Below are 26,092 nucleotides of genomic sequence, written 5' to 3'. Positions count from 1 at the left end.
CGTAGGCTTTTTCTTAAGCTAAGAGTAAAAGTTTACTGTAAAGATGTGAGACGCCTGCGGGGCCGTTCCAGATGATTGCGAGTCAAGTGAGGACCCCCAGACTTTTGCCTGTACGAGGAAGCTCACGGATCACCCGCGGCAAGCGACCAATCAAAGCACAATGGATTGCGAAATAAGGACTAGGCGGTTTTAGCTGTAGGGAGAGTGAAGGAACATATGGCATCAATGGAAGAACGAACAAACAGACGTGTCCGCGCTATTCAGATTAGCGGTATTCGCCAGTTTTTCAATAAATTAAAAGATTATCCTGGCGCAGTATCCCTTACCATTGGGCAGCCAGATTTTGCAACACCAGATCATGTCAAACAAGCTGGAAAAACAGCGATTGATCAGAATAAAACGACCTATACGGCAAATGCCGGACTTCTTGAATTGAGACAGGCAATCGCCGGATATGTTGCTGAGAAATACAACCTTCACTACCAACCAGAATCAGAAATCATTACAACGGTTGGCGCAAGTGAAGCCATTGATCTAACATTTCGCACGTTACTTGAGGATGGAGATGAGGTCATACTTCCGGGTCCTGCCTACCCAGGATATGAGGCTCCGATAAAGTTAGCTGGAGGCATCCCGGTCTATATTGATACCCGCGAAACAGACTTCAAAATGACTGCAAAACAAATTGCAGATCACTTGAACGAAAAAACAAAGGCAATTGTGCTCCCCTATCCATCCAATCCAACAGGATGCGTGCTCTCTGAGGGAGAAGTCGCAGCAATTGCGGAGGTACTCAAGAATAAATCCGTTTTTGTTGTTTCAGATGAAATTTATAGTGAGCTCACCTATGGACAGAAACATGTGTCAATTGCGTTATTTCCAGGTATGAAAGAGAAAACAGTAGTGATTAATGGATTATCTAAGTCGCACGCCATGACTGGTTGGCGAATGGGATACGTTTTGGCAGATCAACCCATTGCCGACCAACTGATTAAGGTACACCAATACGGTATCTCTTGTATTACAAGCATTACTCAGTATGCGGCGATTGAGGCATTGACTACGGGCAAGCATGATGCGGAGCCGATGCGTCGCGCTTATAAAGAGCGGTTGGATTATGTGATTGAGCGCCTTGAAGCAATGGGGATTGACGTTATACGTCCATCCGGTGCTTTCTATGTCTTTCCGTCCATCGCAAAATTTGGGATGTCCTCTGAGACATTTGCCTTGAAACTGCTTGATGAAGAACGTCTTGCGGCCGTACCCGGCAGTGCCTTTTCCTCTTACGGAGAAGGGTATTTGCGCCTTTCTTATGCCTATTCAATGGATGTATTGAAAGAAGGATTGGATCGACTGGAACGTTTTGTTTCTCGTTTGTAATCTGTCACTTTGAATAATGAAGGGAGTCGGGGAAAAAGATTTTTCCTCGGCTCCCTTTTTTACCCTTAGTCAATTGATAACGAATGCCCTTTTTTAGGGGTCTTCGGGCCATGGATCTTTAATAACCCATTCATATAGGATGCTTGTGTACGGGAACGGTCAATCATGTACGGCAATGTGATCAGTCTCTCCGCATGGTCGAAGCGACGTTCATGGGAGTAAGCGCCCGTCTCTTTGTGCTGAGATTCCATTTCTACATCGTTTTCTACAATGATTTTCACATGATCATCGAGCAATTCAATATGAATATTTTCTCGCTTCGCACCCGGAAGCTCCGCCTCGACTACCCATTCGTTTTTTGTGTCATAGAGTCTAACCGGGAATCCGCCGCCTAAAGAATGGTTGCTGAAAAATTGATCAATCGATTTAAAAATATCGCCAAATGGATTACTTTGGAAAAATGCGTCGATATCATCCATCAAATTTCTTTTTATTGGCTGCTGTGGTTTCCGAGGATCTTTGTTGTCCATCTTGATTCCTCCTCATTGAGCTTATCTATGATCAGCATATGATTCAGTAGTTTATTTGTTTCATTGAAAGGAAAGAAAGGAAACAGTGAGTGCGGAGGAGCAGCAAATGTAAGGGAAGGTTGCTCATTTGTCTGTCTTGGTTATGTTAAGATGAAACTAACGCGTTACGAAAAGATCGGATAGAGGTAAAGGTGATTTCATTTATGATCGACACAGCCCATCAAGCACTAAAAAAATATTTTGGCTATGATCAATTTAGAAAAGGTCAGGATCAGATTATTTCCAGACTTCTTGAACACAAAGATACGGTTGGGATCATGCCGACAGGCGGAGGCAAATCACTTTGCTACCAAATTCCAGCCCTTCTTTTTCCCGGTGTAACCTTAGTCATTTCACCTCTGATCTCGCTAATGAAAGATCAGGTTGATGCACTAGCAAATGCAGGCATCGCCGCTACTTATATAAATAGTTCTCTTACGTTTGAAGAAGGTAAAGAACGGTTGGCTTCTGCATCAAAAGGTGCTTATAAACTCGTGTATATAGCGCCGGAGCGTCTGGAGGTTCCAGACTTTATCCGTACATTGGAACGGATGAACGTATCACTGGTAGCGATTGACGAGGCCCATTGTATCTCGCAATGGGGGCATGATTTTCGGCCAAGCTATCGGGCAATTCCATCTCTTCTGGCTCGCTTTACGGACAAGCCTGCGGTAGCTGCCCTGACAGCTACCGCAACACCAAAAGTAACCATGGATATCTGCCAATTGTTAGACATAGACATGCAAGGGGTGGTGGTGACTGGCTTTGCACGTGATAATTTACATTTCCAAGTGATCCGTGATCAGGACGAGGATACCTTTTTACTTGATTATTTAAAGAAAAATCAAGACCAACCGGGCATTGTCTATGCTGCAACACGCAAAGAAGTGGATCGATTGTATGATCGACTCTCAAGGAAGGGTCTCGCTGTTGGCCGGTATCATGCAGGACTTTCGGAACAGGAGCGAGCATCTAGCCAGGAAGCCTTTCTCTATGATGACCTCACAGTACTTGTTGCGACCAATGCCTTTGGGATGGGCATAAACAAATCCAATGTTCGTTTTGTGGTCCATTACAATATGCCGCGAACGATTGAAGCCTATTACCAGGAGGCGGGACGAGCGGGACGCGATGGTGATCGGAGCGACTGTATTCTCCTATTCTCTCCGCAAGATATACGATTGCAGAAATTTTTCATTGATCAGTCAGAGATGGATGACGGATTAAAGCAAGCAGAATACCACAAGCTTGATCAAATGATTGGCTACTGTCATACAGAAATGTGCCTGCAATCTTATATTCTTCGTTATTTTGGTGAAAACGCCCCTGAAGGATGCGGACACTGCGGGAATTGTTTAGATACAAGGGATAAGATGGATGTAACCATTGATGCGCAAAAAGTGCTCTCTTGCGTGAAACGGATGCGCGAACGTTATGGGAAAACGATGGTTACAAAAGTGCTTGCCGGTGCAGCGGATCAGAAAATCTTATCGTTCCACCTGAATCGTTTACCCACTTATGGCATCATGAAGGCGCAAACGCAAAAGAACATTAACGCGTTCATTGATTTCTTAACTGCCGAGCAGTACTTAGAGCAACAAGGAGGAGCCTATCCGACGCTCGCACTGAGCGCCCGCTCAGTAGCGGTACTCAAAGGTGAAGAAAAAGTCTTTAAAAAGGGACGTATTCAAGCGGAAAGACTTTCAGTTGATGATGCTCTATTTGAAGTGCTGAAGAAGGTGCGTAAGGACTTTGCGCAAAAGGAATTTGTCCCGCCTTATATCATTTTTTCGGATCAGTCATTGCGAGAAATGAGTGCGCGTTTACCTGCTACCGATCGTGACTTTTTAATGATTAAAGGGGTGGGCCAGCAGAAATTGGAAAAATACGGACGGTCCTTCATGGAGGCGATTGCGGCACATGAAGAGGTGCATGCCAAACAGACGGATCAGGTGTAACCTCATCCATTTCTGCTTGAACGCTTATTGAATACTATTTTTTCCAGGTTGAAATGATGACGATGAACAGGTACAATAAGTCCTGTTGTTTAAAAATCTCCTCGCAAGATTTAGAGGGGGTAGAGGCGCGGCAGTTAAGAGAAGCGTATCTGAGGCTAAGGGAAGTCGGACGATACGTGTAAGGAACTGTTGCCGAAGTGTGGTCGGTGCCCTTGCCGAACATGCTGGGTCCGTTTCCGAAAGGAGCGGGACTGTCACATGCATCATGCATGTGGAGTGCTATCGGGGAAGACGTGCGTGGAGTGAGTGGATCAATCGACCTGAACAATCAAGGAGATCTTATGAACTTTACTATAATAAAGTACACCCGCTAAGAGCATTCTTGCGCTTTTGCGGGTGTTTTTACTTTTCCATTCGTGTTCGTCACATGTTTCCCCCGAAATACAGAGAGGGAGAGAAAGAAAGTGAAGCAAGTAAAGACAAATCAATTAAAGAGAGGATTGAAGTCGCGTCATTTGACCATGATTGCGCTTGGTGGCGCAATCGGTACAGGACTTTTCCTCGCAAGTGGTAATGCAATCTACACAGCAGGTCCGGGAGGTGCTCTTCTCGCTTATGGGCTAACCGGAATCATGGTCTATTTTTTGATGACCAGTTTGGGAGAACTAGCCACCTACATGCCGACAAGTGGCTCCTTCAGTACTTATGCTACACGTTTTGTGGATCCTTCTTTTGGTTTTGCACTGGGCTGGAACTATTGGTACAACTGGGCAATCACCATTGCGAGTGAATTGTCTGCAGCGACATTGATTATGAAATTCTGGTTTCCGCATAGTTCATCCATTCTTTGGAGCGGGTTATTTCTACTCATCATCTTTTTACTTAATGCGCTTACCGTTAAGGGGTATGGAGAATCTGAATATTGGTTTGCATTTATCAAAGTGGCAACCGTCATTATCTTTAGTATTCTCGGCTTGTTGATGATCTTTCGTGTTATGGGCGGCGGTGTTCCTGGCTTTCATAATTTCGCTATTGGCGACGCACCGTTCCACGGCGGCTTTCTGGCAGCCTTTGGTGTTTTTCTAGCCGCAGGCTACTCATTCCAAGGAACAGAATTGCTTGGCGTGAGTGCAGGTGAGAGTGAACACCCGGAGAAAAACGTGCCGAAAGCGATGAATACGATTTTTTGGCGAATCTTGCTCTTTTATATTCTCGCAATCTTTATCATCGCAATGATTATCCCCTATACGAATCAAAACTTGTCGGCAACGGATAAGGTTATGGTGAGCCCGTTCACACTGGTCTTCCAGCGGGCAGGTCTTGCTGTTGCAGCCTCAGTAATGAATGCTGTAATCTTGACGGCAGTACTTTCGGCAGGTAATTCAGGACTGTACGCATCAACGCGTATGCTTTATGCACTGGCTAAGAAGGGTAAAGCACCGAAATTTCTTGGCTATGTGACACGTCATGGGATTCCGATCTGGTCACTCATTGTTACGGCAGCCTTTGGGCTTTTGGCATTCTTTGCCTCTGGATTTGGGGACGGTGTTGTCTATAACTGGTTGCTCAGTGCCTCAGGTATGTGCGGCTTCATTGCATGGCTAGGTATTGCAATCAGTCATTATCGGTTCCGCCGTGCTTATGTTGCCCAAGGTGGGAAACTTAGTGATCTGCCTTATCGTGCGAAATGGTTCCCGTTTGGACCTTTGTTTGCCTTTGCAGTATGCATGATTGTGGTTATCGGCCAGAGTTTTGGTGCTTTTTCCGATGGACGAATAGACTGGGGCAGCATTATTGCCGCATATATCGGTATTCCTATTTTTCTTGCGGTATGGCTCATAGCAAAATGGAAGATGAAGGCAAAACTGATTCCACTTGAAAAATGTGATCTTTCACGTGAACTAACGGAAGATTAATTCATTTTTTTGAGGATCGATGGTTTTGATTGACTTAAGATGGGGAAATGCTCGATTCGTGTTAAAATATAGAAAAATGGTTAAGCTGCACGAATAGCGGCCAAACGTATTTTAATAGGAAAAGAGGAATGCACATGCATGCATTATTGCAGATTCACGGCCTCGTGTGGGGTCTTGTCGTTATTCTCTTTATTTTCAGCTTCATGTTTTCTCAACAAAAAGCGTGGAGTATGGGATTAAGACTCACTTATCTTGTGATGATCATCACTGGGGTATGGATGCTCTTTTTGATTCATTTTCCACTCATGCTGGTGATCAAAGGCGTGCTTTCAATCGGTTTAATCGGTTTGATGGAAATGGCGCTTGGCAAACGTAAGAAGCACGAACGGACAGGAATTTTTCTTGTTCTGATTGCTGTATTTCTGATCCTGATTCTCCTTATTGGTTATCACGTTATTTAATTGCCAGCGATTCAATGCACATAAAAAAGAACTTTTCCCACATCTGGGAAAAGTTCTTTTTTACTAGAATTAATTTTGTACGGGTGTTTCTTTGAGAAGACCAGAATTTTTGATACGTTCTGCTGCTTCTTTCAATCGTTCCTCGGGTTCTAGCAAACTGACACGGACAAATTGATCGCCATATGTGCCAAATCCGACACCGGGTGAGACGGCGACATGTGCCCGTTCAAGAAGAGCATCGGTAAAGGTTTCTGAGGTATAGCCTTCCGGAACTTTGAACCAACAAAAGAATGACCCTTTTGGTGCTTGGACGTCCCAGCCAATCGCTTGCATACTCGAAACAAGTACATTACGCCGTTGTTCATAGAGCGCACACAAGTCTTTTACGGATTGCTGCGAGCCGAGCAGAGCTTCTGCGGCCGCATCCTGAATCGCACTCGGAACATCGGAATGATCAATATCATGGAAGCGGCTGAGCGCTTGAATGATTGATGCATTACCCACTGCAAATCCGATTCGGAAACCTGCCATATTGTATGTCTTTGAAAAGGTGTAGAGCTCAATTCCTTGTTCCTTCGCACCTGGAGTTTGCAGAAAACTAAGTGGACGTTTGCCATCAAAACCAAACGCTCCATAGGCAAAGTCATGCACAACCGGAATATGTTGTTCCTGTGAGAATGCAACAGTATCTGCAAAGAATTTCTCCGTTGCGATTGCCCCGGTTGGATTATTCGGATAGTTAAGCATGAGCAGACGCGCCTTCTGCAAAGCTGATTTAGGTATTTTTGTATAATTAGGTAAAAATCCGTCTTCAGCACGGACGGGAATGCCATAGACATCTGCATCTGCTAATGAAGGACAAACAAAATACATCGGATAGCCCGGATCAGTAGTGAGCATGACATCCCCCGGATTCAGCAACGCCTGCGGAAGTGCAGCAATTGCGACGGTTGCTCCGTCAAACACAGTGACCTCCGTCTCAGGGTCGAGCGTAACACCATATTCATTTAAGTAGAACTGGCAAATGGCTGCTTTAAGAGACCGTTTGCCACCGGCCGGAGGATAGCCTTGATTTTCATGAAGTTGCGCAGCTTTATTCAACGCTTGAATGATTGTGTTGGGTGTGGGTTGGTCCGGGCTGCCGGTATGAAGTTGAAGGACATCGATGCCTTGCTTGACCACGGCATTGATCCGATGATCCATAGTCGTAAAGTAATTGTCGGGAAGCGCTTGTACTAGCCGGGATGGAATGAATTCAGCCATAAATAACCCTCATTTCTTTCTGTTCTTTCTATACGTTATGAGTTGCTTCATTGTATTGTTCATTGACAGATCAGTTATCGTAGGTACGGTCCGCCTGACAATAGAGTAAAAAGTCTAGAATCTAGTAATGTATTTTATCATAACGTGTTTCCGACTTTTAATCTATGCCCTTTTGGAACGGTTTTACATGCGCTGAATAAATATAGAGAGGAATGCCTATGTATCGGCAATATGAGCATACCTCAAAAGTAGTAGGCGGGAAGGGTGGAACCATGTTTGTCTATACTGTAAAGTCAGGGGACTCGTTATTTGGGATTAGCCAGAAATTTGATGTTCCTGTGAATACATTAAGAGCGGTAAACGGACTGACCGCAACAAATGTTGTAACCGGACAGTCCATATTGGTAACGACCGATGTCTATACTGTGCAACCAGGTGATAGTCTATGGATCATTTCGCGCATGGCTTATGTGCCACTGGAAGCTTTACGTCGGGCAAATCCGGGTATTAATCCTGAAAACCTCAGCCCGGGGCAGAAGATTAATTTACCAACAATCGAACGACATGTGGCCACACATTTTAGTTATTCACAATTGCGTACGCCGGCAGTGGATCAGGCGCTGATCTCCGACCAAGCACCGTATCTCACCTATATTGGATTGTTTGAAATTCATTTTAATTGGAATGGCGACCTCAGTACGCTCAATGATAATGCAGCTGTACTTGCAGCTTGGCGCGGAAGAGTGACACCGGTCATCACCGTGACGAACTTAACTGAGTCAGGATTCAATTCGGCACTTGTGCAACGGGTGGTGAACACACCGGATGTACAGCAAAGACTTATTGATAATATGATCAACTATGCAACGTCTAATGGCTATGGGGGAATTAATATTGATTTCGAAGGTGTACGGCCTGCAGATCGCAATGCCTTCGTTTTGTTTCTTCAGGCATTAAAGGAACGCACACAGGCAGCCGGGCTGAATCTCAGCATTGCTGTACCGGCCAAAACGAATGATACGGTTCCATGGGTGCGCGGTTATGATTATGCGGCGATCGGTGCTATTGTTGATCAATTTTTTATCATGGCCTATGACTGGCATCATGCAGGGAGTGAGCCGGGGGCGACTGCGCCTATTCAGAATGTACGGGATACTGTGAATTATGCTGCAGGTTTGATGGATCGAAATAAAATAATCATGGGGACTCCTTTTTATGGCTATGATTGGGTGATTCCGTATTCTAGTGATACGCCGGGGCGTGCGATTACCAATCAAGCAGCGATTAACTTGGCTATGAGTGAACAAGTACCGATTAATTATTCTGTGGCGGATCAAGCGGCTTATTTCTATTACACGGATGACAGTGGCCGCAATCATGTGGTCTGGTTCGAGGATACACGCAGTCTGTTCGCCAAATCGCAGATTGTCTATAACGCTCGCATAGGCGGTATCGGTACATGGCAGTTGAACTTCGCTATGCCGCAATATCCATGGGTATTTACGCATTTCTTCCAAATAAGAAAGGTATAATCGACTTGCATATCAAGTGAAAACGTACGCTATTCATGCTATCGTAGAGCGAGAACGATAATGACATGAAAGCGAGTGGGATGATATGGCAGTGAGAACCATTGGATTCATTGGAACCGGGGTCATGGGCAAAGGAATGATTCGCAATCTCATGAAGGCCGGCTTCACGCTTCAAGTATATAATCGGACGAAAAGCAAGGCAGATGACCTGATTTCAGAAGGTGCGATCTGGAAGGCGAGCCCATCGGAAGCTGCCGAAGGTGCAGACGCCGTCATTACAATGGTTGGCTACCCTAAGGATGTGTCTGCTGTTTATTTTGATGATGGGATCCTGGATCACGCAAAGACCGGGGCCTATCTCATTGATATGACCACTTCCTCACCACAATTGGCAGTGAAAATTTACAAGGCCGCGAAGGAGAAAGGTCTGCATGCATTAGATGCTCCGGTCTCCGGAGGCGATATCGGCGCGCAAAACGGAACTTTGTCGATTATGATCGGCGGCGATCAAGCGGATGCTGAGGTGTTGGCCCCGGTTTTTCAAGCGATGGGGAAAAAGATTGTCTATCAAGGTCAAGCAGGAGCAGGTCAACATACCAAAATGGCCAATCAAATCGCTATTGCGTCAAACATGATTGGTGTCGCTGAAGCACTTAGCTATGCAAAACATGCCGGGCTGGATACCGACAAAGTGATGGAGAGTATTGAAACGGGAGCTGCCGGAAGTTGGTCGCTGACTAATCTCGGACGACGCATGCTCAAAGGTGATTTTGAACCAGGATTCTATATCAAACATTTAATCAAGGATGAGCGAATTGCTCTAGAATCTGCTGAAGCAATGGGACTAGATACACCAGGACTGGCTTTGTCCAAGAAAATCTACGATGAGCTTGCCGAACAAGGCGAAGAAAACAGCGGGACACAGGCGATCTACAAAAAATATTGGAAAGAATAATTTTAGAACATAGAGAAACGATTACAACGCCAAACGTTGTGACCGTTTTTTTTTAGATAAGCACATTCATGACCGGCATTAGTGGCACGGGACACCGCTCGGATGAAAATATAAAATGCTCTATTTGCGTACAGGCTTATTCGTAAAAATGCTTCAAGGACGCGAGACGCCCGACACCCGAGATAAGCGAGTAACGGACGTATCATTGAAGCACAAGTTTGGTGATTAAAGCCGCATAAGTTGTGATAGCCAAGGACCGTGCTTCGCTCATTTTTTCTCATGCGTGATGCAATGCATGTTAAAATAAAAGAAATACTGAACGAACTTGAGGGGACTGAGTTGATGAAAGGATTTATCGTTATAGGCGCCATTCTAGCATTCTTATCGGTTGCGTTCGGCGCATTTGGTGCGCATGTTTTGAAAGCGCGACTTACTGAGCAAGATCTAGACGTATTTCAAACTGGGGTCCATTATCAGATGTTTCATGCCATAGGTTTGATCATCATTGGTCTCTTGACAATGACTGTCTTCAGCGGTCAGAGTACGTTGCTTTCATGGTCCGGTTGGCTGATGTTTGCAGGTGTTCTTCTTTTTTCCGGAAGCTTGTATGCACTTACGCTTAGTGGTGTCCGGTTGTTAGGGGCGATTACACCGATTGGTGGCGTGGCCTTCCTCGTGAGTTGGGTACTTGTCGTGATCGCTGCACTGCGTTCATGAACAGCAACAGTTAACCTGTATGTAATAAAACGGAGCATTCCTTTTCGGGGATGCTCTGTTTTGCATGAGTATGGTTATTCTCTTCCTGATTGTGGTGGCCCATAAGGGTATTGATAGGTGATCGGTCCGGTGAATGTAATGTAATTCACGAAAACCATCGGAATCAAATAGCGTACGCGCGTCTCTTCGTCTTCAATAATGACGTGGTCGCGTCCGGCAGCTTCAACTGTTCCTGTAAATGCTTTGGCATTCCATTCAGTATTGCCCTCAAAGGTGCAGTAGACAGTCGCTGTTTTTCCAAGATTGAGTCGTAAAATGTTTTCAATGTACGATTGTTCAACCAGTGGTAACGGCAATACTTGTGGAACGGTCGGCTGAGCAACCGGCGGAGTAGCCTGTGGTGTTGGAATCGTATAGGAAGGATAAGGGTAAGGCAATGGCTGCGCCATCGGTGGTGCACCGGCTGGCGGCATCGCTTGTGCTTGAAATGGGAATGTACCGCTGCCGGTCTGTGGAGGTGTTTGTCTCGCAGCCTCCCAATTCGCTTGATTTGGATCGGAATTGAAGGCTGCGCCGTACGGCCAGCTGTCTGGTGGAAATTGAATGCCCATGGTTAAATTCACTCCTTAATAATAAATGGATTGCATGTTCACTAATAGACATCGGGACATACAGATTGAGACGGTGAAAAGAAGCAGTGTGCTTTAAAACGCCCAGTGTTCCATTGGTTATACCATTGAGCAGGACATGCTCCTGATGGTTGAAAAAACCAAAGGGCGTTTGATGCCGGATGAAAACGTTCACCCCTCAGTGCACGCTCGGCAAGACGTTTATCTTGTGAACGCGCGGCCTGGTAAAAGTACCCTTTTTGTGTCGCTTCAAATCCACCGGGACTTTGGAACACCATTTGCGGAATGGTTCTAATCCCTTCGAAGTCAAGACAGTTACCAAGGACACGGTTGACTCCGACATTGCCAACCATCAGCATGCCGAGTTGCCCGTCTCCTTCGGCTTCTGCACGCATCAGCCTTGCCAGAAGGGAGACATCGCTTGAGTTATGTTGAACCACGGCCATGGCTGTTCATACCTCCTTTGCAGGGCGTAAAAAGAAAATAAAGTGTAATAGGTATGGTCTTTCCTATTTTAAGTACACTTAAAGCCTATGCCGGACAGTACAAATGATGACAGATTGAGCACGGAATCTGTTCGTTTAGAAAGATGGAAAGAAGTAGTCGTTTAATAAGGAACTGCGAAGTTTGAGACAATGAGAATTTTTCCCGATACGTGTGATTTGTTTCGATATTTTCTCATCAAAGTACACAAAAAAGACACCGTTTCCGGTGCCTCTCATCTTCTGATTTTATCGATTCCATTAAAAGGACAGTTTTTGCCCAAAGCTTTCTTGGTTCAGCTGCGAGCCGACGAAGAACGGACCAAATTCTCCAAACCGGGCGCTGGCTTCATCAAAACGCATTTCATACACGATCTTTTTAAATTGGAGAGGATCGTCAGAGAAAAGGGTGACGCCCCATTCCCAATCGTCAAAACCGACCGAACCGGTGATGATCTGATGAATTTTTCCCGCGTATTTACGCCCGATTTGACCGTGACTCTTCATCATTTCGCGCCGCTCTTCCATCGGGAGCATATACCAGTTATCACCATGTTCCCGTCGCTTGTCCATTGGGTAGAAGCAAAAGTAATCGGTCTTTGGCAAGATTGGTTTTAAACGTGCTTGAACACGCGGGTTCGCATAAGGATCGCCGCCGCTCTTTCCAAGATAATTACTTAATTCGACAACGGAAACAAAAGAATAAGCAGGATCTGTTACTTCAGCAAGCTTCGATTTATTAAATTCTGTCTCCAGATCATGGAGCTCGTCCATGGTTGGGCGCAGTGAAATCATCACAAAATCAGCTTTCTGTCCAAGAACGGAATATAATGCAAAACTTCCGCCGTGTGCCTCTTCATTGATTTCTGATTGAGTGATCCATTGATTAAATTCCATTAAAGCGGACTGACGTTCCCATTCAGATTTTGTTTTCCACTCCGACCAGTTAATGGTTCGGAAATCATGAAGGCAATACCATCCGTCAAGTGTCTGTGCTGCTTCAGACATCGTTAAACACCTCTTTTGTTCTTGCTCCTCTTAATATAGCATACATGAAGCTTAGGGGCAGAAGTACAAGAAAATAACTTTCCAAATGTAGGATCGGCAAATTTGGTTTATACTAAAATAAGGAAAATAATTAAAGGAATAGAGCAAAAGGAATTTGGGCTCAATTGTGCTTGAGTTCATCCTTTAATATAAATGAAGTGAAGAGGGGCGGCGTAATTAATGGCAGACTTATTTGAACGAGTGAAGCGTGAAGTGAAGAAGGGCAAGCCATCCATCATCTTCCCTGAGAGTGACGACGTGCGTGTCTTGGAAGCTGTCAAGCAGCTTGCACAAGAAGACATTATCGTGCCGATTCTGGTGGGCAAGGCAGAACAAACCTCGAAGGACATTCAAGAGCTCGCTGCTGAACATAAGATCCTTTTCATGCACCCAGAAACAGATGAGGACATGTCTTCGATGGTTAAAGCACTTGTCGCAAGGAGAAATGGTAAAACAAATGCGGAGCAGGCAGCTGAGTGGCTGAAGGATCCTTGTTACTACGGGACAATGCTTGTCTATATGGGCAGGGCGGATGGACTGGTTAGTGGGGCTGCACACTCTACAGCTGAGACCGTGCGTCCGGCTTTGCAAATTATTAAGGCTCAACCGGGGAAGAAACGTATTTCGGGATCTTTCATTTTAGTCAAAGGTGAAAAAGAATTTGTCTTCGCTGATTGTGGCATCAACATCTCTCCAGACAGCCAAACATTGGCGGAAATTGCTGTTGAATCAGCAGAAACCGCAACGATGTTCGGGATTAATCCGAAAATCGCGATGCTTAGCTTCTCTACAAAAGGCTCCGCAAAAGATCCTTCTATTGATAAAGTCACGGAAGCCGTAAAAATTGTGAAAGAGCAAGCACCGGACTTGATGGTTGATGGAGAATTACAGTTTGATGCTGCTTATGTTCCGGAAGTGGCAGCGAAAAAAGCGCCGGATTCGCCAATTGCCGGGAAAGCCAATGTCTTTGTATTCCCAAACATTGATGCAGGAAACATTGGTTATAAGATGGTTCAGCGTCTTGGTGGTTATACGGCAATTGGTCCAATTTTGCAAGGCTTGAATAAGCCGGTTAATGACTTGTCACGAGGCTGCTCGGCGGATGACGTCTACAAGCTAGCACTCATTACTGCAAAGCAAGCGTTAAATGCAGCGCAAACGCAAAATGCATAAACACGTTTGCGAAGGCATGTAAGATGCGGACAACCAGATAATCTAATAGTTAGCGCAGAAAAAACGACTCAAACCCGTCAGAAAAAGGACTTGAGCCGTTTTTTTTGTTGTCTCTAGATCGATGTTTTGTTTTTTGCACGTAAAAAACGCCGCTAAATAGCGACGTTTCTTATTTCCTTACAAAACCTTCTTCGTCCAGATATTCCACGGCTTCTTTGTAGGTACGGAAAGTACCATCGAGCAGATCACCGGCATAAACATTCCATAACTCGTTATCATAGATGACTTCAAGCTCTTGCCTGCCACTCGGCGTTACCCAAATCTCATGATCATTTCCATCAGCCGTTTCTTTTTCATAGACGCCTTCAGGCGAGTGGGCAAAAATAGCTTTCTTCAGCAATGTGCGTAGCTCATCCTCTGAGAAATCACGGATGTTCACCAAACCTTTTGCATCTGCTTCATAACCTTCAATGTCCTTAGCAAAGACGTAGCCATTTCCATTGGGATGTAAATGATAGACAATATTCTTTTTCTCCGAGGCACTTCCCGGATACTGAAAATTGACGCGTCCAAGTGATACGTCCTTTTTTTCTAATTCGGGAAATGATTCAATAATCGCCAATTTTTGACTGTAATCCAGTAGCAAAGAATTCACCACTCCAATTTCATTTTCTCCATTTGATCGGTTCATTATAGCATACCCTGCATCTGAAAGGTAATGGCACCCAACGCGTTTTGTTCACAGCTAGTTCCCTCTGTTCAATTGACAAAATGAATTCATTAGTGTACTATCTAACTAATACAGTGATATATATAAATGGGGGCTAAAAACATGACGATTTGGTTTGCTTTATTTAAAAAGGAGCTGCGCCTTGGCTGGATGGCCTTTTTAATCTTTTTCATTCTCCAAGTCTTGCTTATGGGACTTGGCATTTTTCTAAATCTGCGATTCGGCTCAGATGCAGTTGTTGCTCCAGCGGTTATCGGGGTTATGCTTACGCTTTGTCTGATCCTCTATGTTCCGGTGTATCTGCTTTTTAACGTCATCCAAGAGCGGAAAACCTTTCATATTTGGATGCAGAATCCACTGCCGGCATGGGCGATGCTGCTAGCAAAAATGTCGGGAGCGGTCGCATATTTGATTCTTTCCGGAGTTGTCATCGGTGGCTACACGTGGTTCGGTTTGACAAGAATCAGTGGTTTTCCAGGCGCATTATCACTCTCTCATTTGTCACTTCTGTGCGCGCTAATTTTGCTTTGGTTGAGCATCGGCGGCGGTGTTGGCTTCCTATTTCTATGGACGGTTTATCGGACGATGCGTTCACGGATCGGCAGATGGTCCTGGCTGGTACTGATTGTCGGTATCGGCATTTACAGCTACGTGGACACCAAACTGACTCAGTCCGGCCTTATCAATGTGCTGACCCATTGGGGGCGTGTTCCGGAACGCTTTCTTTATGACTTTCTTGTTTCATCAGGATCAACGATTACGTCTCATGCCTTCAAGACTACTTTAGAATCCGGCTCAGACCCTTTTTACATCGGAAGCATCGTCTTTGATCTAATCATTACAGTGATTTTCTTTTTGATTACCGCTTGGTTGTCTGACAATGAACTGGAGGTATCCTAAGTGAACAGGACTATAAAGAGCGACATCAAGGAGGCTAGCGAGCATGGCACAACCCTTCAATCCGTCCGTGCCCATCTATCAACAGTTGTGCGAACGCATTAAAAATAAAATTATCCGCGGCGAACTCGGAATGGGCGAACGCTTGCCGTCCGTTCGAGATTTGGCAATTGAGTCAGAGGTGAATCCAAACACCGTGCAGCGTGCCTACAAGGAACTGGAAGATACGCAAATTGTAGAAAAAAAGAGGGGCCAGGGAACCTTTGTTACTGAAAACCCGGCCATTCTTCAAAAGATGCGCGAGGAGCAAAAGATCAGCCATATCAATCGATTTGTGACTGAGATGCGCGAGATGGGCTACTCGGAAAAAGAAATGCTTCATGGTTTGCAAGATTACTTGGAGAAAAAGGAGGACAACAAATGATTCAGCTCGAAGAAGTGACGAAACGCTATCTGACCAAAAAAGCACTCCAGGATGTAAGTCTTCAGATTGAACCCGGTCACATTATCGGTCTGATCGGATCGAACGGCAGCGGCAAATCCACAACATTGAAGTTGATTTCTGGATTGCTTCGCCCAACAAAAGGGACTGTACTCGTTGATGGAGAAATCGCAAGCCGGAGAATTTCCAAGAAAGTTGCCTATCTGTCTGAATTAGACAGCTATTATTCTTTCTTCACAGTAAAGCAGACGGTTGATTTCTATGAACAGACCTTTGCTGACTTTAATCGCAAGAAGGCGGAAGAGATGCTCGATTTTATGAAACTCGACCGCACGCAAAAAGTGAAACATCTTTCCAAAGGGAATCGCGGTCGTCTTAAGATTGTTGTGACGCTTTCCAGAGAGGTACCGTTTATTTTAATGGATGAGCCGCTTTCCGGACTGGATCCGATGGTGCGGAGCTCGATCATAAAAGGGTTGATTTCATTTATTGACTTAGAAAAGCAAACAGTGATTTTGACGACACATGAATTGCAAGAAATTGAACCGCTGCTCGATACCGTGATCCTGATCAAGAATGGAGTGATTCTCGATCAGCGCAGTGTTGAAGACATTCGTACGAATGAAAATCTAAGTTTGGTAGATTGGATGGTGGAGAAGTATGGCGAATAATGCCGAGGCAGCTGCGCAACCTGCTGTGCGATTGGAACATGTCAGCAAAAAGATCGGCCGTAAAACGATTATTGATGACTTAAGTTTCGATATCTACGGTGGCGAGGTATTTGGGTTTCTTGGACCGAATGGGGCTGGAAAGACGACAACAATCCGGATGATCGTCGGACTGATGCGGATGACGCAGGGCAACATCTATATCCAAGGACACAGCATTAAAGGCGACTTCAAGCAGGCGATTCGCCAGGTCGGTGCGATTGTGGAAAACCCGGAAATGTATAAATTTCTGACCGGATATCAGAATTTGATTCATTACGCACGTATGATTCCTGGCATCAGCAAAGAACGGATCTTGGAAGTGATCAAACTTGTAGAACTGCAGGGCCGGATCCATGAGAAGGTGAAGCATTATTCATTAGGTATGCGCCAGCGGCTTGGTGTTGCCCAGGCTCTTCTGCACCATCCTTCGGTACTTATTCTCGACGAACCGACCAATGGACTCGATCCTCAAGGGATTCATGATTTGCGTAACTACCTGCACAACCTTTCCCGTGAAGAGCATGTAGCAATCATTGTCTCCAGTCACTTGCTCTCAGAAATGCAGCTGATGTGCGATCGCATCGGAATTATTCAAAAAGGAAAATTAATCGGTGTAGAAACGGTCAACGATTTTATTGAAAAGGGGAGCTCAAAAGTACGTATCCAAGTCGATGACGGACGATTGGCGGCTCAAACAGTTAAGGATAAGCTCGCTATTGATGCTGTGTTCATCGACGATACGACGCTTGAGGTACCTGTTGAACATGAAAAAATCCCGGTCGTTGTGGATACATTGGTCGTCTCTAAAATTAAGATTTACAGCGTCATTGCTGTTGCAAAATCATTAGAGGACAGATTTTTGGAAGTGACTGGGGGGAAGAGCGTTGAGTAACTTCGTTGGCTTACTGCAAAATGAAAACATGAAAATCTATCGAAGAAGTTCTGCAAAAGTGATGATGATTATTCTATTAGGTCTCATTTTGGCTGCCGGATTAATCATTAGATTTGGATCAGATCAACCCAAAAGTGATCCGCACTGGAAACAGACACTGATTCAAGATAATAAGGTGAACCAAAAACAACTTGCTCAAATGAAAGGGAATAAGCAAGTAGCGAATTATCTTAAGAAAACTATTGCAATCAATAAATATCGTATTGAACATAATCTTAAGCCTTCACCAGGAGAGACCATTTGGAACTTCATGGAAGACGCAGCCGGCAACTTGATCCTTGTAATCAGTGTCTTCACCATCATCGTTGTATCCACATCAATCGCCAGTGAATTTGACACAGGAACAATTAAGTTACTGCTTATTCGGCCGATTTATCGGACGGAGATCCTTCTCTCAAAATATATTTCTGCGCTACTCTTTACGGTTGTCTGTCTGATTACTCTTTTTATCGCCTCTTGGTTGCTTGGTGGTCTATTGTTTGGATTTGGTGGAGTAAATGAAGCACATCTCGTCTACGATCACGGTACTGTCTATCAATCAAGCTGGACATTAGCGATCTGGAAAGGGTATTTGCTTAATTGTGTTTCACTCTTTATGACGGTCACTTTTGCGGGATTAATCGCATCTGTCTTCCGTAATGGAGGGCTTGCCATTGGCTTATCTATTTTTACAATGATGGCTTCATCGATTGTCATCACGCTTCTCGGGCGCTACGACTGGGTGAAATATGTACTGTTTGCGAATACGGATTTGACTCAATACACGACAGGTACACCGATAAGAGATGAAATGACACTTGGCTTTTCACTTGCAGTTCTTGCTGTCTACTACATCCTTTTCATCTTCATTGGCTGGGCATTTTACACGAGGCGGGACATAAAGGCGTGAACACATAGCGAACATTGGCCAAGCAGACACCTCGGTTTCTTCGAAAGATAAGAAAGCATAAACTTTTTTGCTCAAAATGAAAGTCTAAGGCGTTTGATCAAGAATACAGCGAAGATGCGAGACGCCTACGGGAGTAGCGTGCCAGCGAGACCCCGCAGACTTTTGCGTGTACGAGGAGGCTCGCGGTGCACCCGCGGCAAGCGAGCAATCGAAGCACAATTGATACAAAAATAGATTTCACAGTTTTTGCCCAGTGTTTGCTCAAAATGAAAGTCTAAGGCGTTTGATCAAGAATACAGCGAAAATTGCGAGACGCCTGCGGGAGTAGTGTGCCAGCGAGACCCCGCAGATCTTAGCCTGTACAAGGATGTTCATCAGTTTGCCCGCGGCGAGCAAGAAACCCGCACTTGATGCCAAATAGGGCTGGGCAGCTCTTGCCCTATTTTTCTAATGCCTTATGTAATTTTTTCCGAATTATGGATTTGTTACACAGTTTCCGCATGTGTTAATGAAAAGTTCATAATGGATTTGTGAGAGGAAAAGGTACCAAAAGCAAGAGGCATTGCGCATTCAAGGAGGAGAAAGAATTATGAAGAACATTTTTTCTTTCAAAGTGTATGCTGCCGCATTTCGAGTGAAACAGATGATTCGATTTTACAAATACTGTGAAAAATTAGGCCAGGACGTATACATTTACGGAAAGAATCAAGTGAATCACATTAACAAGTTGTCGGATTGGCTATCGGTACTCATTGATAATTTGTCGCATGGTGGCGAATGTTTAGTAGTCATTGAGGGGAGCCAAGTCGGCCGGTTGAGAAAAAACTTTTCAATGGTATAAGGACAGTCAACAAAAAAAGAAAGAAAAAGATAAAAGCAGGTATGACTTCAATTCGGGAAGCATACCTGCTTTTAACTATGAATGACCACTTTTGTTTGATAAGGAATGTGCTCATAAACCCATTTTGCATCGGGCACAGTAAGATGGATGCAACCATGTGAATCTTTCTGGCCTAATTTCTTCGCATCCGCAGTCAGAATCTGTTGGTTTTGATCCATGGGCACGCTGTGAAAGAGAAATTCACCGTGGTTTTTCCAGGATACCCAGTATTTTGCACCTTCCTTGTATTTCGGGGCGTAGAACCATTTGCCCCGCTCTGCCTGAATATAGTAGGTACCGGTTGGTGTCGTGGTGTCTGGGTTTGTATCCTTGCCGGTTGAGGCAATCATCGTATACAAAATTCTTCGGCCATCTTTAATATAGACCTTTTGTGCTTTAATCGATACATCAATCCAGATCGGTTCATTTTTTTTGATAATTGGATAAGCGCCGCCTGAAGGTTTGTTCCAGTTCACAGGGGCTACTTTTTTCTCTTCATTCGCCTTAGATCTTGTTGGTAATTCCACAGTCTTGTGGTTCTTCACTTGTTGTTCGGAATGATCGGTGGTTTTCTGGGCGGATTGTGAACAGGCGGTTGTCGTCAGTGTCAATAAAAATACGAGCGCGATCAGGTACCCTTTAGTCCACAAGTTCATAAATAAACGGGTTGCCTCCTTAATAAAATAATTATTTATCGGTTATAAATTTCGCTACTTATTCCTGAATCTGGGACAATCAGAGGGATTGAGTACCGAGCGCACCCTCATTCCGACGAATCATCCGCTCATAATAAGCACCAAATTGTTGCGTTTCTTCATGAGAAAGCGATGGAGCAGAAATGATTGGACCTAAAGAATGCAAGGTTTGTAGAGCTGCATTCACCATTGCTTGCATATCTAGTGATTGTCCGCAGATTTCCTCCAAAGAAGCCATCACCGCTGGATCAATATTCGGATATACAAAACGTGTGTGTTCGTTTTGTAATCCACGTTGATAAAATTCACGGATCAATTGGGCGCGTGAAGAGCCACTTCCTGAAATGCAAAGATATAGTTGCACAGCCACGCCATTCTTCACTCGACGCTGGGAAATCCCTGCAAATTTGCGACCGTTACTACTGAGATCATAACGGCCAGGACAATAAGAGTGTTCAATTTCTCCAATTTCAAATGTAATACCAAATGAAGTCAACATTTTTTTAATGAACGCGACCATTGCTTGAAAGGCTTCATCGATCGATAGTGGTCGTGTTTTTTCAGAAAAGATAAGTGAAAGATTTAGTACACCACTATCCAACACAACAGCGAGGCCACCGGAGTTGCGCACGATCGCTTTAAATCCGGCATCGCGTAGTGCAGTGAGCCCATCTTTAAAGTGGGGCAGCCGCGTGTCTTGAATGCCAAGCATAACCGTTTGATGATGTACCCATAGCCTGGCTGTGGATGGTGAATCACCAGCACCAACAGATTGGCAAATCGCATCGTCTATCGCAAAAGATTGTCTGCCGTCAAATCCGCTCCCCAATGTTGATTGGTCAATAACACGCCAGACTGGCTGATCGAGCAAAGACAAATTGAACCGCCTCCATTTATTTCTTTTGTAGTTAATTATACCAAGGGTTGCGCAAATCAACAGAAATCAGATACACGAAGCATTCGATCAGGTGATTACTAAGACAATTATGTGAAAGGAGAGCCTATTATTTGAAGCGCATTCATTATGTGACTATACTGGCAATAAAGCGGATGCACGCCATCCCGAGTAGGTGAACAGGAAGAGGTGTCATGGGAAGATGATTAGATCAATTAAAGACACGATTCGGTTGAATAATGGTGTAGAGATGCCCCGCCATGGGTTTGGCTTTTTTTTGATTACTGATGAAGATAAAGGACGGGAGGCAATCAGTCAAGCAGTACGTTCAGGTTATCGTTCGTTTGATACAGCGGAGTTTTACAAGAATGAGGCATCGCTTGGTTGTCTGCTCAAAGAAACCGAAGTCCCAAGGCGGGAACTCTTCATCACAACAAAAATTGATAATGCCCTTCAAGGTTATGACAGCACACTGCGTGCCATTGAACGCTCATTGAAGGATCTCCAGATTGAACAAATCGATTTAGTACTTGTGCATTGGCCGAGCAAGAAACATTTCTTTGATACTTGGAAAGCTTTTGAAAAATTGTATGATGAACAATTAGTACGGGCGATCGGTGTCAGTAATTTCGATGTGCACCATTTGGAGAAACTAGCGACAAAAGCAAATATAATGCCCGCGGTTGACCAATTGGAAATACACCCCTATTTTACCCAGACACGCTTGCGTAACTATTTACAAGCGCAAGGAATTGCTTCTGAGGCGTGGAGCCCACTTGGTCGAGGCGCAGTTCTTGGAGATCCAGTGATTGCCCAAATTGCCGAGAGTTATGGCAAATCACCGGCGCAAGTGATTATTCGCTGGCATTTGCAGAGCGGAACGATTGTGATTCCAAAATCACAGACCCCGTCGAGGATTATCCAAAATGCGAATGTCTATGACTTCACGCTCACTGATGAGGAAGTCAAAGCGATTGATGCACTTGATCGGAAGGATGGCCGCAATGGCCCGGTTCCAGATGAAGTTTTTGAAGAAATATAAGAGAGCAGATGAGCATCCGTTGGCGATGCTCATCTTTTTACACAGAAGAGGTATAGAAATTCAGAGGTCTTTCGTGTACATGCATTTCTGCTTGTCTGCACCAAATTTTCATTAGGTGAATGAAGGGAGCCAATCTATTTTGTATAGGAAATAGCTCTGCCTGCTTGTCATTACCTATATCCACCTTTATAATCAAGAGGTTGCGCTTGGCAGAGTTCGAAACCCTCCTCTGCCCTACCAAAAAAACTACGGGAGTGATCTCTAATGGATTCATTACAATCGAAAGTCGAAGTACCTTTCAAACTCATTTTTCTGGCAATGGTGTTTATTACTTGTCTTATTGCCGCAAATCTTGTTGCCTCTAAGCTTTTCACGATCGACGGCTTTTCAATGACGTCGGGCATTATTATCTATCCACTTACTTTTCTCATTCTTGATAGTATTACCGAATGCTGGGGTAAACCGGTAGCTCAACGGATCATTTGGATCGGCTTGCTCGCAAATCTTCTTTTTGTTTTGCTGTTGCAGCTTGCGATTCATTTGCCGGCAGCGCCCTTTTGGAAAGGGCAGGAGGCATTTGCTACGATACTAGGGGCGATGCCCCGCGTCGTACTTGCTTCACTTTGCGGGTATACCGTTTCACAAACCCTTGATATTGCTATTTTCGTCGGTTTAAAGAAACGTACGAAAGGTAAGATGCTTTGGCTGCGCAGTTTACTAAGCACAGCCATTAGCCAACTTGCAGATTCAACAGTGTTTATGTTTGTGGGTTTTGCAGGAATTTTGCCGATAACTGCAATTCTGACCACGATTAGCACAGAATACCTACTTAAATTTTCTTATGCGATCATTGGCGTTCCGGTCATTTATTTAATTGTAGGCTGGATCCGCGGTCGTAGAGCAGGTCAAGCGAAACAAACGCTTGCAGACCAAGAATAAGAGGATGATGATCAATGACTGATCGAAAGAATGACGGTTTAACGCTACTTGGAAATAAAGGCACGCACTATATATTTGATTATGATCCGAAACTACTTGAAACCTTCCAGAATGTTCATCCGGATCGCGATTACTTTGTTAAATTTAATTTTCCGGAATTTACAAGCCTGTGTCCAATTACGCATCAACCCGACTTCGCAACTTTGCATATCAGCTATGTCCCAGGAGAACGCATGGTTGAGAGCAAATCGCTCAAGCTTTATTTGTTTAGCTTTCGCAATCATGGGGATTTTCATGAAGATTGTATCAATAAAATCGCAGATGATTTGATTAAACTGATGGATCCGAAATACTTGGAAGTTTGGGGGAAATTTCTTCCTCGTGGCGGAATCAGTATTGATCCGTATGTGAACTATGGAAAGAAGGGTACACCATGGGAGGCAGTCGCCTTTGAACGGCTGAGCAAACATGACCTGTACCCAGAGCACATCGATAATCGCTAACGACGATAGAAAAGTTTTCATTCGCTACATGCGGTATATGCAAAGGGTTGATTAACTAATGAAAAAAGCAGTTGTTGTATTAAGCGGCGGATTGGACAGTACTACATGTATGAGCGTGGCTCAAAATGAAGGCTATACGCTCTATCCAATAACGTTCCGTTATGGACAGCGTCATCAGCGTGAAGTAGAACAAGCAAAAAAAATTGCAGATTTCTATAGTGTTCATGAACATCGTATCGTTGACTTGGACTTCTTCAGACAATTAGGGGGGAGTGCTTTGACGGATGCCTCTATTGAAGTTCCTGATCAAGGTGAAGATCAGGGTATCCCTGTTACCTATGTGCCTGCTCGAAATATGATTTTTCTCTCACTTGCCACTGCCTATGCGGAAGTCATTGATGCGGAAGCTATTTTTACCGGGGTTTCGTCCGTCGATTACAGTGGCTACCCGGATTGTCGCCCTGAATTTATTCAGAGTATGAATCAAACGATTAACTTAGCGACAAAGACGGGTGTAAGTACTCATCATTTGAAAATAAAAACGCCATTAATGCAGCTGACTAAGGGAGAGACCGTCCGTCTTGGCAACACATTAGGTGCTCCATACCAGCTTACCACCTCCTGCTATAATGGTGATACAGAAGCATGTGGGACTTGTGACAGCTGCCGGCTGAGAATCAAAGGATTCAAAGATGCGGGAGCAGTTGATCCGATTCCGTACAAGATTACGATTGATTGGAACAAATAACCAAAAGTAATGATGAAGAGCAGAAGTCAACTTCTGCTCTTTTTGTTTCGCACTAAATTCGCGGTTTAATTAAAGATAAGAAAGATACCCTTTTTACGGAGAATGCAGCGAAGATGTGAGACGCCTTTGTGAGAGTTTCTACTGATCGCATGTTGGCGAGACCCCGCATATTTTTGGTTGTTCGAGGAGGCCTCCGGATCACCGGTGGAAAGCGAGCAATCGAAGCACAACGCATACAAAATAAGGACTGGTCAGTTTTGCCGAGTCTTTCTTATGGTGTGAAAACGAAATGTACATTAAAAAATCTCTTTCTGCAGGATCATGCATGTGTCACCTGTCACTTAAATTAACGAGCAAATGGACTAAAATGAAAGAACCATGTGACAAATGTATGTTGCATGTCATCATATGGCCTTATTTATCTGAATGTTTTCTCGTTTCACTACTCGATAATTGATGCTGGTTCATCTTTGTGTAATTATGGAATCACTAATCCTTTTTAGTTTGGTATCAAATAGGGAGATAGAGAGGAGTCCCATACGTATGATTCGGCAACTTACTGAGAAAGACAGAAATCAGATCTTAGCATTCGCTGGGGATCGACCGGCAGAGAATTTATTCATTATTGGTGATATTGAAGCCTTTGGGATCGAAGATGATGCACTAACATTATGGGGAGATTTCGACAGTCAAGGCGATTTGCTCAGCATTTTGCTCCGATATATGGGTAACTTTATCCCCTATGCACAAGATCCTGATGCGCTGGATGGGCAATCTTGGGCAAAAGTGATTCAGGAAAGTGGACAACTCGGGCGTCTTTCAGGGTTACAAAGCCTTGTGGAGAAAATAGTGCCGCATATTCAACTACCAATTGTGAAAAAGCAAACATGCCAATACGCGAAAAGGGATCTTCAACTACCCATCGACAATCAAGAAAAGCTTACGGATGTAAAAATGTTATTTCCTGAAGAAGCGGAAAAAGTGATTCAATTACGAAATTCTAGGTTTACCAGTTATGCTGAATCACCTGAAACGCTTCAGAAAAATATGAATAAAGGTATTTCAAGAACCTACTATATTGAGAGGAATAATGAGCTTGTCAGCAGTGTATCGACAGCAGCTGAGACGCGTAGAGCGGCGATGATTGTAGGTGTCTGTACAAAGAAAGACTATGAACATCAAGGATACGCGACCAGCTGCTTGATCAAGACAATTCGAGCGCTTCGGGCAGAACATAAGCAACCCTGCCTATTTTATGATAATCCGAAAGCAGGCCGTATTTATGAAAGATTAGGGTTCTTACCCATCGAAACATGGATGATGGTCACCTATTAAAAATGGCAATAGAGCCATGCGCACGCATTTTTTCGAAGGCTCTTTATCTTTGGGCAGAGATCAATACCGGGTCTAGCGGAATGAAGGTGTCTCATAAGTCTATGGACTGTGAGACACCTTTTTAATGAGGTAAGAACGTATAAAACTTTCCGCTTAAAATGCAGCGAAGATGCGAGAAGCGGGATCAGCGTGCTGGTGAGACCCCGCAGATTCGGTTAGACGAGCAACCATTGGTAGTATAAGTTGGCCCAGCCTTTTGGGAAAGCTTCTTGAATGAATAACGCTGATGCATTTGGCAGGATTACGATTAATTGTTTTGGAAAATAATATAATAGTGAAAATAAATTTCTGAA

27 protein-coding genes and 1 riboswitch are annotated in these 26,092 nt (G+C 44.3%); of the genes, 19 read left to right on the top strand and 8 right to left on the bottom strand.

The genetic code is table 11. From position 1 onward, the window contains the following. Positions 1-225: 225 nt before the first annotated feature. On the top strand, positions 226-1,380 hold the full coding sequence (locus NIE32_RS03040) for an aminotransferase A (protein WP_253053272.1): 1,155 nt from the start codon (positions 226-228) through the stop codon (positions 1,378-1,380). Between the two features lie 65 nt (positions 1,381-1,445). Here the strand turns inward: NIE32_RS03040 and NIE32_RS03035 are convergent, their stop codons facing one another. Then, positions 1,446-1,910 carry an Hsp20/alpha crystallin family protein gene (locus tag NIE32_RS03035; RefSeq protein ID WP_253052898.1) on the bottom strand — a complete coding sequence of 155 codons (465 nt, stop codon included), beginning with the start codon at positions 1,908-1,910 and terminating at the stop codon, positions 1,446-1,448. 203 nt (positions 1,911-2,113) lie between these two features. Between NIE32_RS03035 and recQ the strand changes: the two genes are divergently transcribed. The 3 genes from recQ to NIE32_RS03020 all read left to right on the top strand — a co-directional run bounded on the left by recQ (position 2,114) and on the right by NIE32_RS03020 (position 6,284). Next, a complete protein-coding gene (recQ, locus tag NIE32_RS03030; RefSeq protein WP_253052896.1) occupies positions 2,114-3,907 on the top strand; it encodes a DNA helicase RecQ in 1,794 nt (597 codons plus the stop codon). Between the two features lie 112 nt (positions 3,908-4,019). Continuing rightward, positions 4,020-4,197, top strand: a riboswitch (Lysine riboswitch). A 231-nt stretch (positions 4,198-4,428) separates the two neighbouring features. Next, positions 4,429-5,823 (top strand): amino acid permease, encoded by a 1,395-nt coding sequence (locus NIE32_RS03025; protein WP_253053270.1) that lies wholly within the window; start codon positions 4,429-4,431, stop codon positions 5,821-5,823. Positions 5,824-5,957: 134 nt separating this feature from the next. After that, the gene (locus NIE32_RS03020; protein ID WP_253052894.1) at positions 5,958-6,284 is read left to right on the top strand and encodes a DUF1516 family protein; all 327 of its coding nucleotides are present in this window, start codon (positions 5,958-5,960) and stop codon (positions 6,282-6,284) included. Positions 6,285-6,353: 69 nt separating this feature from the next. Here NIE32_RS03020 and NIE32_RS03015 read toward each other — a convergent pair whose 3' ends face one another. Next, positions 6,354-7,547: an aminotransferase class I/II-fold pyridoxal phosphate-dependent enzyme gene (locus tag NIE32_RS03015; protein ID WP_253052892.1), complete on the bottom strand. Its 1,194-nt coding sequence runs from the start codon at positions 7,545-7,547 to the stop codon at positions 6,354-6,356. Positions 7,548-7,819: 272 nt separating this feature from the next. On the opposite strand from NIE32_RS03015, the gene NIE32_RS03010 reads away from it, so the two are divergent. The 3 genes from NIE32_RS03010 (at position 7,820) to NIE32_RS03000 (ending at position 10,751) form a co-directional block, all read left to right on the top strand. Further along, complete coding sequence (locus NIE32_RS03010) at positions 7,820-9,079, top strand: glycosyl hydrolase family 18 protein (protein WP_381451728.1); 1,260 nt, start codon at positions 7,820-7,822, stop codon at positions 9,077-9,079. Positions 9,080-9,164: 85 nt separating this feature from the next. Beyond that, the gene (locus tag NIE32_RS03005) at positions 9,165-10,034 is read left to right on the top strand and encodes an NAD(P)-dependent oxidoreductase (RefSeq protein ID WP_253052888.1); all 870 of its coding nucleotides are present in this window, start codon (positions 9,165-9,167) and stop codon (positions 10,032-10,034) included. Positions 10,035-10,376: 342 nt separating this feature from the next. After that, positions 10,377-10,751, top strand: coding sequence for a DUF423 domain-containing protein (locus tag NIE32_RS03000; RefSeq protein ID WP_253052886.1), 375 nt, complete (start codon positions 10,377-10,379; stop codon positions 10,749-10,751). A 74-nt stretch (positions 10,752-10,825) separates the two neighbouring features. Here the strand turns inward: NIE32_RS03000 and gerQ are convergent, their stop codons facing one another. The 3 genes from gerQ to hemQ all read right to left on the bottom strand — a co-directional run bounded on the left by gerQ (position 10,826) and on the right by hemQ (position 12,870). Further along, positions 10,826-11,362 (bottom strand): spore coat protein GerQ, encoded by a 537-nt coding sequence (gene gerQ / locus NIE32_RS02995; RefSeq protein WP_253052884.1) that lies wholly within the window; start codon positions 11,360-11,362, stop codon positions 10,826-10,828. Between the two features lie 41 nt (positions 11,363-11,403). Then, on the bottom strand, positions 11,404-11,826 hold the full coding sequence (locus NIE32_RS02990; RefSeq protein WP_253052882.1) for a cell wall hydrolase: 423 nt from the start codon (positions 11,824-11,826) through the stop codon (positions 11,404-11,406). Between the two features lie 297 nt (positions 11,827-12,123). After that, positions 12,124-12,870 carry a hydrogen peroxide-dependent heme synthase gene (hemQ, locus tag NIE32_RS02985; RefSeq protein WP_253052880.1) on the bottom strand — a complete coding sequence of 249 codons (747 nt, stop codon included), beginning with the start codon at positions 12,868-12,870 and terminating at the stop codon, positions 12,124-12,126. Positions 12,871-13,089: 219 nt separating this feature from the next. On the opposite strand from hemQ, the gene pta reads away from it, so the two are divergent. After that, positions 13,090-14,082, top strand: coding sequence for a phosphate acetyltransferase (gene pta / locus NIE32_RS02980; protein WP_253052878.1), 993 nt, complete (start codon positions 13,090-13,092; stop codon positions 14,080-14,082). A gap of 169 nt (positions 14,083-14,251) precedes the next feature. Here pta and NIE32_RS02975 read toward each other — a convergent pair whose 3' ends face one another. After that, positions 14,252-14,773, bottom strand: a complete 522-nt coding sequence (locus NIE32_RS02975) for a hypothetical protein (protein WP_253052876.1) — start codon at positions 14,771-14,773, stop codon at positions 14,252-14,254. Between the two features lie 141 nt (positions 14,774-14,914). Here NIE32_RS02975 and NIE32_RS02970 point away from each other — a divergent pair, with 141 nt between their 5' ends. The 6 genes from NIE32_RS02970 to NIE32_RS02945 all read left to right on the top strand — a co-directional run bounded on the left by NIE32_RS02970 (position 14,915) and on the right by NIE32_RS02945 (position 19,543). After that, the gene (locus NIE32_RS02970) at positions 14,915-15,712 is read left to right on the top strand and encodes a hypothetical protein (protein ID WP_253052874.1); all 798 of its coding nucleotides are present in this window, start codon (positions 14,915-14,917) and stop codon (positions 15,710-15,712) included. A 43-nt stretch (positions 15,713-15,755) separates the two neighbouring features. Continuing rightward, positions 15,756-16,133 carry a GntR family transcriptional regulator gene (locus tag NIE32_RS02965; protein WP_253052872.1) on the top strand — a complete coding sequence of 126 codons (378 nt, stop codon included), beginning with the start codon at positions 15,756-15,758 and terminating at the stop codon, positions 16,131-16,133. Then, a complete protein-coding gene (locus NIE32_RS02960) occupies positions 16,130-16,822 on the top strand; it encodes an ABC transporter ATP-binding protein (RefSeq protein ID WP_253052870.1) in 693 nt (230 codons plus the stop codon). The genes NIE32_RS02965 and NIE32_RS02960 overlap by 4 nt, the downstream gene beginning before the upstream one ends. Beyond that, complete coding sequence (locus NIE32_RS02955; RefSeq protein WP_253052868.1) at positions 16,812-17,753, top strand: ABC transporter ATP-binding protein; 942 nt, start codon at positions 16,812-16,814, stop codon at positions 17,751-17,753. The genes NIE32_RS02960 and NIE32_RS02955 overlap by 11 nt, the downstream gene beginning before the upstream one ends. Then, positions 17,746-18,702, top strand: a complete 957-nt coding sequence (locus NIE32_RS02950) for an ABC transporter permease (RefSeq protein ID WP_253052866.1) — start codon at positions 17,746-17,748, stop codon at positions 18,700-18,702. The genes NIE32_RS02955 and NIE32_RS02950 overlap by 8 nt, the downstream gene beginning before the upstream one ends. Positions 18,703-19,291: 589 nt before the next feature. Further along, positions 19,292-19,543: a hypothetical protein gene (locus NIE32_RS02945; protein WP_253052864.1), complete on the top strand. Its 252-nt coding sequence runs from the start codon at positions 19,292-19,294 to the stop codon at positions 19,541-19,543. Between the two features lie 71 nt (positions 19,544-19,614). Here the strand turns inward: NIE32_RS02945 and NIE32_RS02940 are convergent, their stop codons facing one another. Both NIE32_RS02940 and NIE32_RS02935 read right to left on the bottom strand, forming a co-directional pair. Continuing rightward, complete coding sequence (locus NIE32_RS02940; RefSeq protein ID WP_253052862.1) at positions 19,615-20,238, bottom strand: L,D-transpeptidase; 624 nt, start codon at positions 20,236-20,238, stop codon at positions 19,615-19,617. Between the two features lie 79 nt (positions 20,239-20,317). Then, positions 20,318-21,154: a lipoate--protein ligase family protein gene (locus tag NIE32_RS02935; protein ID WP_253052860.1), complete on the bottom strand. Its 837-nt coding sequence runs from the start codon at positions 21,152-21,154 to the stop codon at positions 20,318-20,320. Between the two features lie 220 nt (positions 21,155-21,374). On the opposite strand from NIE32_RS02935, the gene NIE32_RS02930 reads away from it, so the two are divergent. The 5 genes from NIE32_RS02930 to NIE32_RS02910 all read left to right on the top strand — a co-directional run bounded on the left by NIE32_RS02930 (position 21,375) and on the right by NIE32_RS02910 (position 25,739). After that, on the top strand, positions 21,375-22,214 hold the full coding sequence (locus tag NIE32_RS02930; protein WP_253052858.1) for an aldo/keto reductase: 840 nt from the start codon (positions 21,375-21,377) through the stop codon (positions 22,212-22,214). A gap of 264 nt (positions 22,215-22,478) precedes the next feature. Further along, positions 22,479-23,153 carry a queuosine precursor transporter gene (locus NIE32_RS02925; RefSeq protein WP_253052856.1) on the top strand — a complete coding sequence of 225 codons (675 nt, stop codon included), beginning with the start codon at positions 22,479-22,481 and terminating at the stop codon, positions 23,151-23,153. 14 nt (positions 23,154-23,167) lie between these two features. Next, positions 23,168-23,656, top strand: a complete 489-nt coding sequence (gene queF, locus NIE32_RS02920) for a preQ(1) synthase (RefSeq protein WP_253052854.1) — start codon at positions 23,168-23,170, stop codon at positions 23,654-23,656. Between the two features lie 58 nt (positions 23,657-23,714). Continuing rightward, complete coding sequence (gene queC / locus NIE32_RS02915; RefSeq protein WP_253052852.1) at positions 23,715-24,404, top strand: 7-cyano-7-deazaguanine synthase QueC; 690 nt, start codon at positions 23,715-23,717, stop codon at positions 24,402-24,404. Positions 24,405-24,947: 543 nt separating this feature from the next. Then, positions 24,948-25,739, top strand: a complete 792-nt coding sequence (locus tag NIE32_RS02910; protein WP_253052850.1) for a GNAT family N-acetyltransferase — start codon at positions 24,948-24,950, stop codon at positions 25,737-25,739. Positions 25,740-26,092: the final 353 nt, after the last annotated feature.

Source organism: Sporolactobacillus kofuensis (assembly GCF_024125425.1).
Classification (GTDB): Bacteria; Bacillota; Bacilli; order Bacillales; family Sporolactobacillaceae; genus Sporolactobacillus; species Sporolactobacillus kofuensis.
Note: the sequence above shows the minus strand (reverse complement) of the source record. Positions and strands in the feature narration are given on the sequence as shown.

Bases quoted from the DNA above. Each gene is read 5' to 3' on its own strand.
- NIE32_RS03040 (WP_253053272.1), top strand. From the start codon at position 226: ATGGAAGAACGAACAAACAGACGTGTCCGCGCTATTCAGATTAGCGGT.
- NIE32_RS03035 (WP_253052898.1), bottom strand. From the start codon at position 1,910: ATGGACAACAAAGATCCTCGGAAACCACAGCAGCCAATAAAAAGAAAT.
- recQ (WP_253052896.1), top strand. From the start codon at position 2,114: ATGATCGACACAGCCCATCAAGCACTAAAAAAATATTTTGGCTATGAT.
- NIE32_RS03025 (WP_253053270.1), top strand. From the start codon at position 4,429: ATGATTGCGCTTGGTGGCGCAATCGGTACAGGACTTTTCCTCGCAAGT.
- NIE32_RS03020 (WP_253052894.1), top strand. From the start codon at position 5,958: ATGCATGCATTATTGCAGATTCACGGCCTCGTGTGGGGTCTTGTCGTT.
- NIE32_RS03015 (WP_253052892.1), bottom strand. From the start codon at position 7,547: ATGGCTGAATTCATTCCATCCCGGCTAGTACAAGCGCTTCCCGACAAT.
- NIE32_RS03010 (WP_381451728.1), top strand. From the start codon at position 7,820: ATGTTTGTCTATACTGTAAAGTCAGGGGACTCGTTATTTGGGATTAGC.
- NIE32_RS03005 (WP_253052888.1), top strand. From the start codon at position 9,165: ATGGCAGTGAGAACCATTGGATTCATTGGAACCGGGGTCATGGGCAAA.
- NIE32_RS03000 (WP_253052886.1), top strand. From the start codon at position 10,377: ATGAAAGGATTTATCGTTATAGGCGCCATTCTAGCATTCTTATCGGTT.
- gerQ (WP_253052884.1), bottom strand. From the start codon at position 11,362: ATGGGCATTCAATTTCCACCAGACAGCTGGCCGTACGGCGCAGCCTTC.
- NIE32_RS02990 (WP_253052882.1), bottom strand. From the start codon at position 11,826: ATGGCCGTGGTTCAACATAACTCAAGCGATGTCTCCCTTCTGGCAAGG.
- hemQ (WP_253052880.1), bottom strand. From the start codon at position 12,870: ATGTCTGAAGCAGCACAGACACTTGACGGATGGTATTGCCTTCATGAT.
- pta (WP_253052878.1), top strand. From the start codon at position 13,090: ATGGCAGACTTATTTGAACGAGTGAAGCGTGAAGTGAAGAAGGGCAAG.
- NIE32_RS02975 (WP_253052876.1), bottom strand. From the start codon at position 14,773: ATGAACCGATCAAATGGAGAAAATGAAATTGGAGTGGTGAATTCTTTG.
- NIE32_RS02970 (WP_253052874.1), top strand. From the start codon at position 14,915: ATGACGATTTGGTTTGCTTTATTTAAAAAGGAGCTGCGCCTTGGCTGG.
- NIE32_RS02965 (WP_253052872.1), top strand. From the start codon at position 15,756: ATGGCACAACCCTTCAATCCGTCCGTGCCCATCTATCAACAGTTGTGC.
- NIE32_RS02960 (WP_253052870.1), top strand. From the start codon at position 16,130: ATGATTCAGCTCGAAGAAGTGACGAAACGCTATCTGACCAAAAAAGCA.
- NIE32_RS02955 (WP_253052868.1), top strand. From the start codon at position 16,812: ATGGCGAATAATGCCGAGGCAGCTGCGCAACCTGCTGTGCGATTGGAA.
- NIE32_RS02945 (WP_253052864.1), top strand. From the start codon at position 19,292: ATGAAGAACATTTTTTCTTTCAAAGTGTATGCTGCCGCATTTCGAGTG.
- NIE32_RS02940 (WP_253052862.1), bottom strand. From the start codon at position 20,238: ATGAACTTGTGGACTAAAGGGTACCTGATCGCGCTCGTATTTTTATTG.
- NIE32_RS02930 (WP_253052858.1), top strand. From the start codon at position 21,375: ATGATTAGATCAATTAAAGACACGATTCGGTTGAATAATGGTGTAGAG.
- NIE32_RS02925 (WP_253052856.1), top strand. From the start codon at position 22,479: ATGGATTCATTACAATCGAAAGTCGAAGTACCTTTCAAACTCATTTTT.
- queF (WP_253052854.1), top strand. From the start codon at position 23,168: ATGACTGATCGAAAGAATGACGGTTTAACGCTACTTGGAAATAAAGGC.
- queC (WP_253052852.1), top strand. From the start codon at position 23,715: ATGAAAAAAGCAGTTGTTGTATTAAGCGGCGGATTGGACAGTACTACA.
- NIE32_RS02910 (WP_253052850.1), top strand. From the start codon at position 24,948: ATGATTCGGCAACTTACTGAGAAAGACAGAAATCAGATCTTAGCATTC.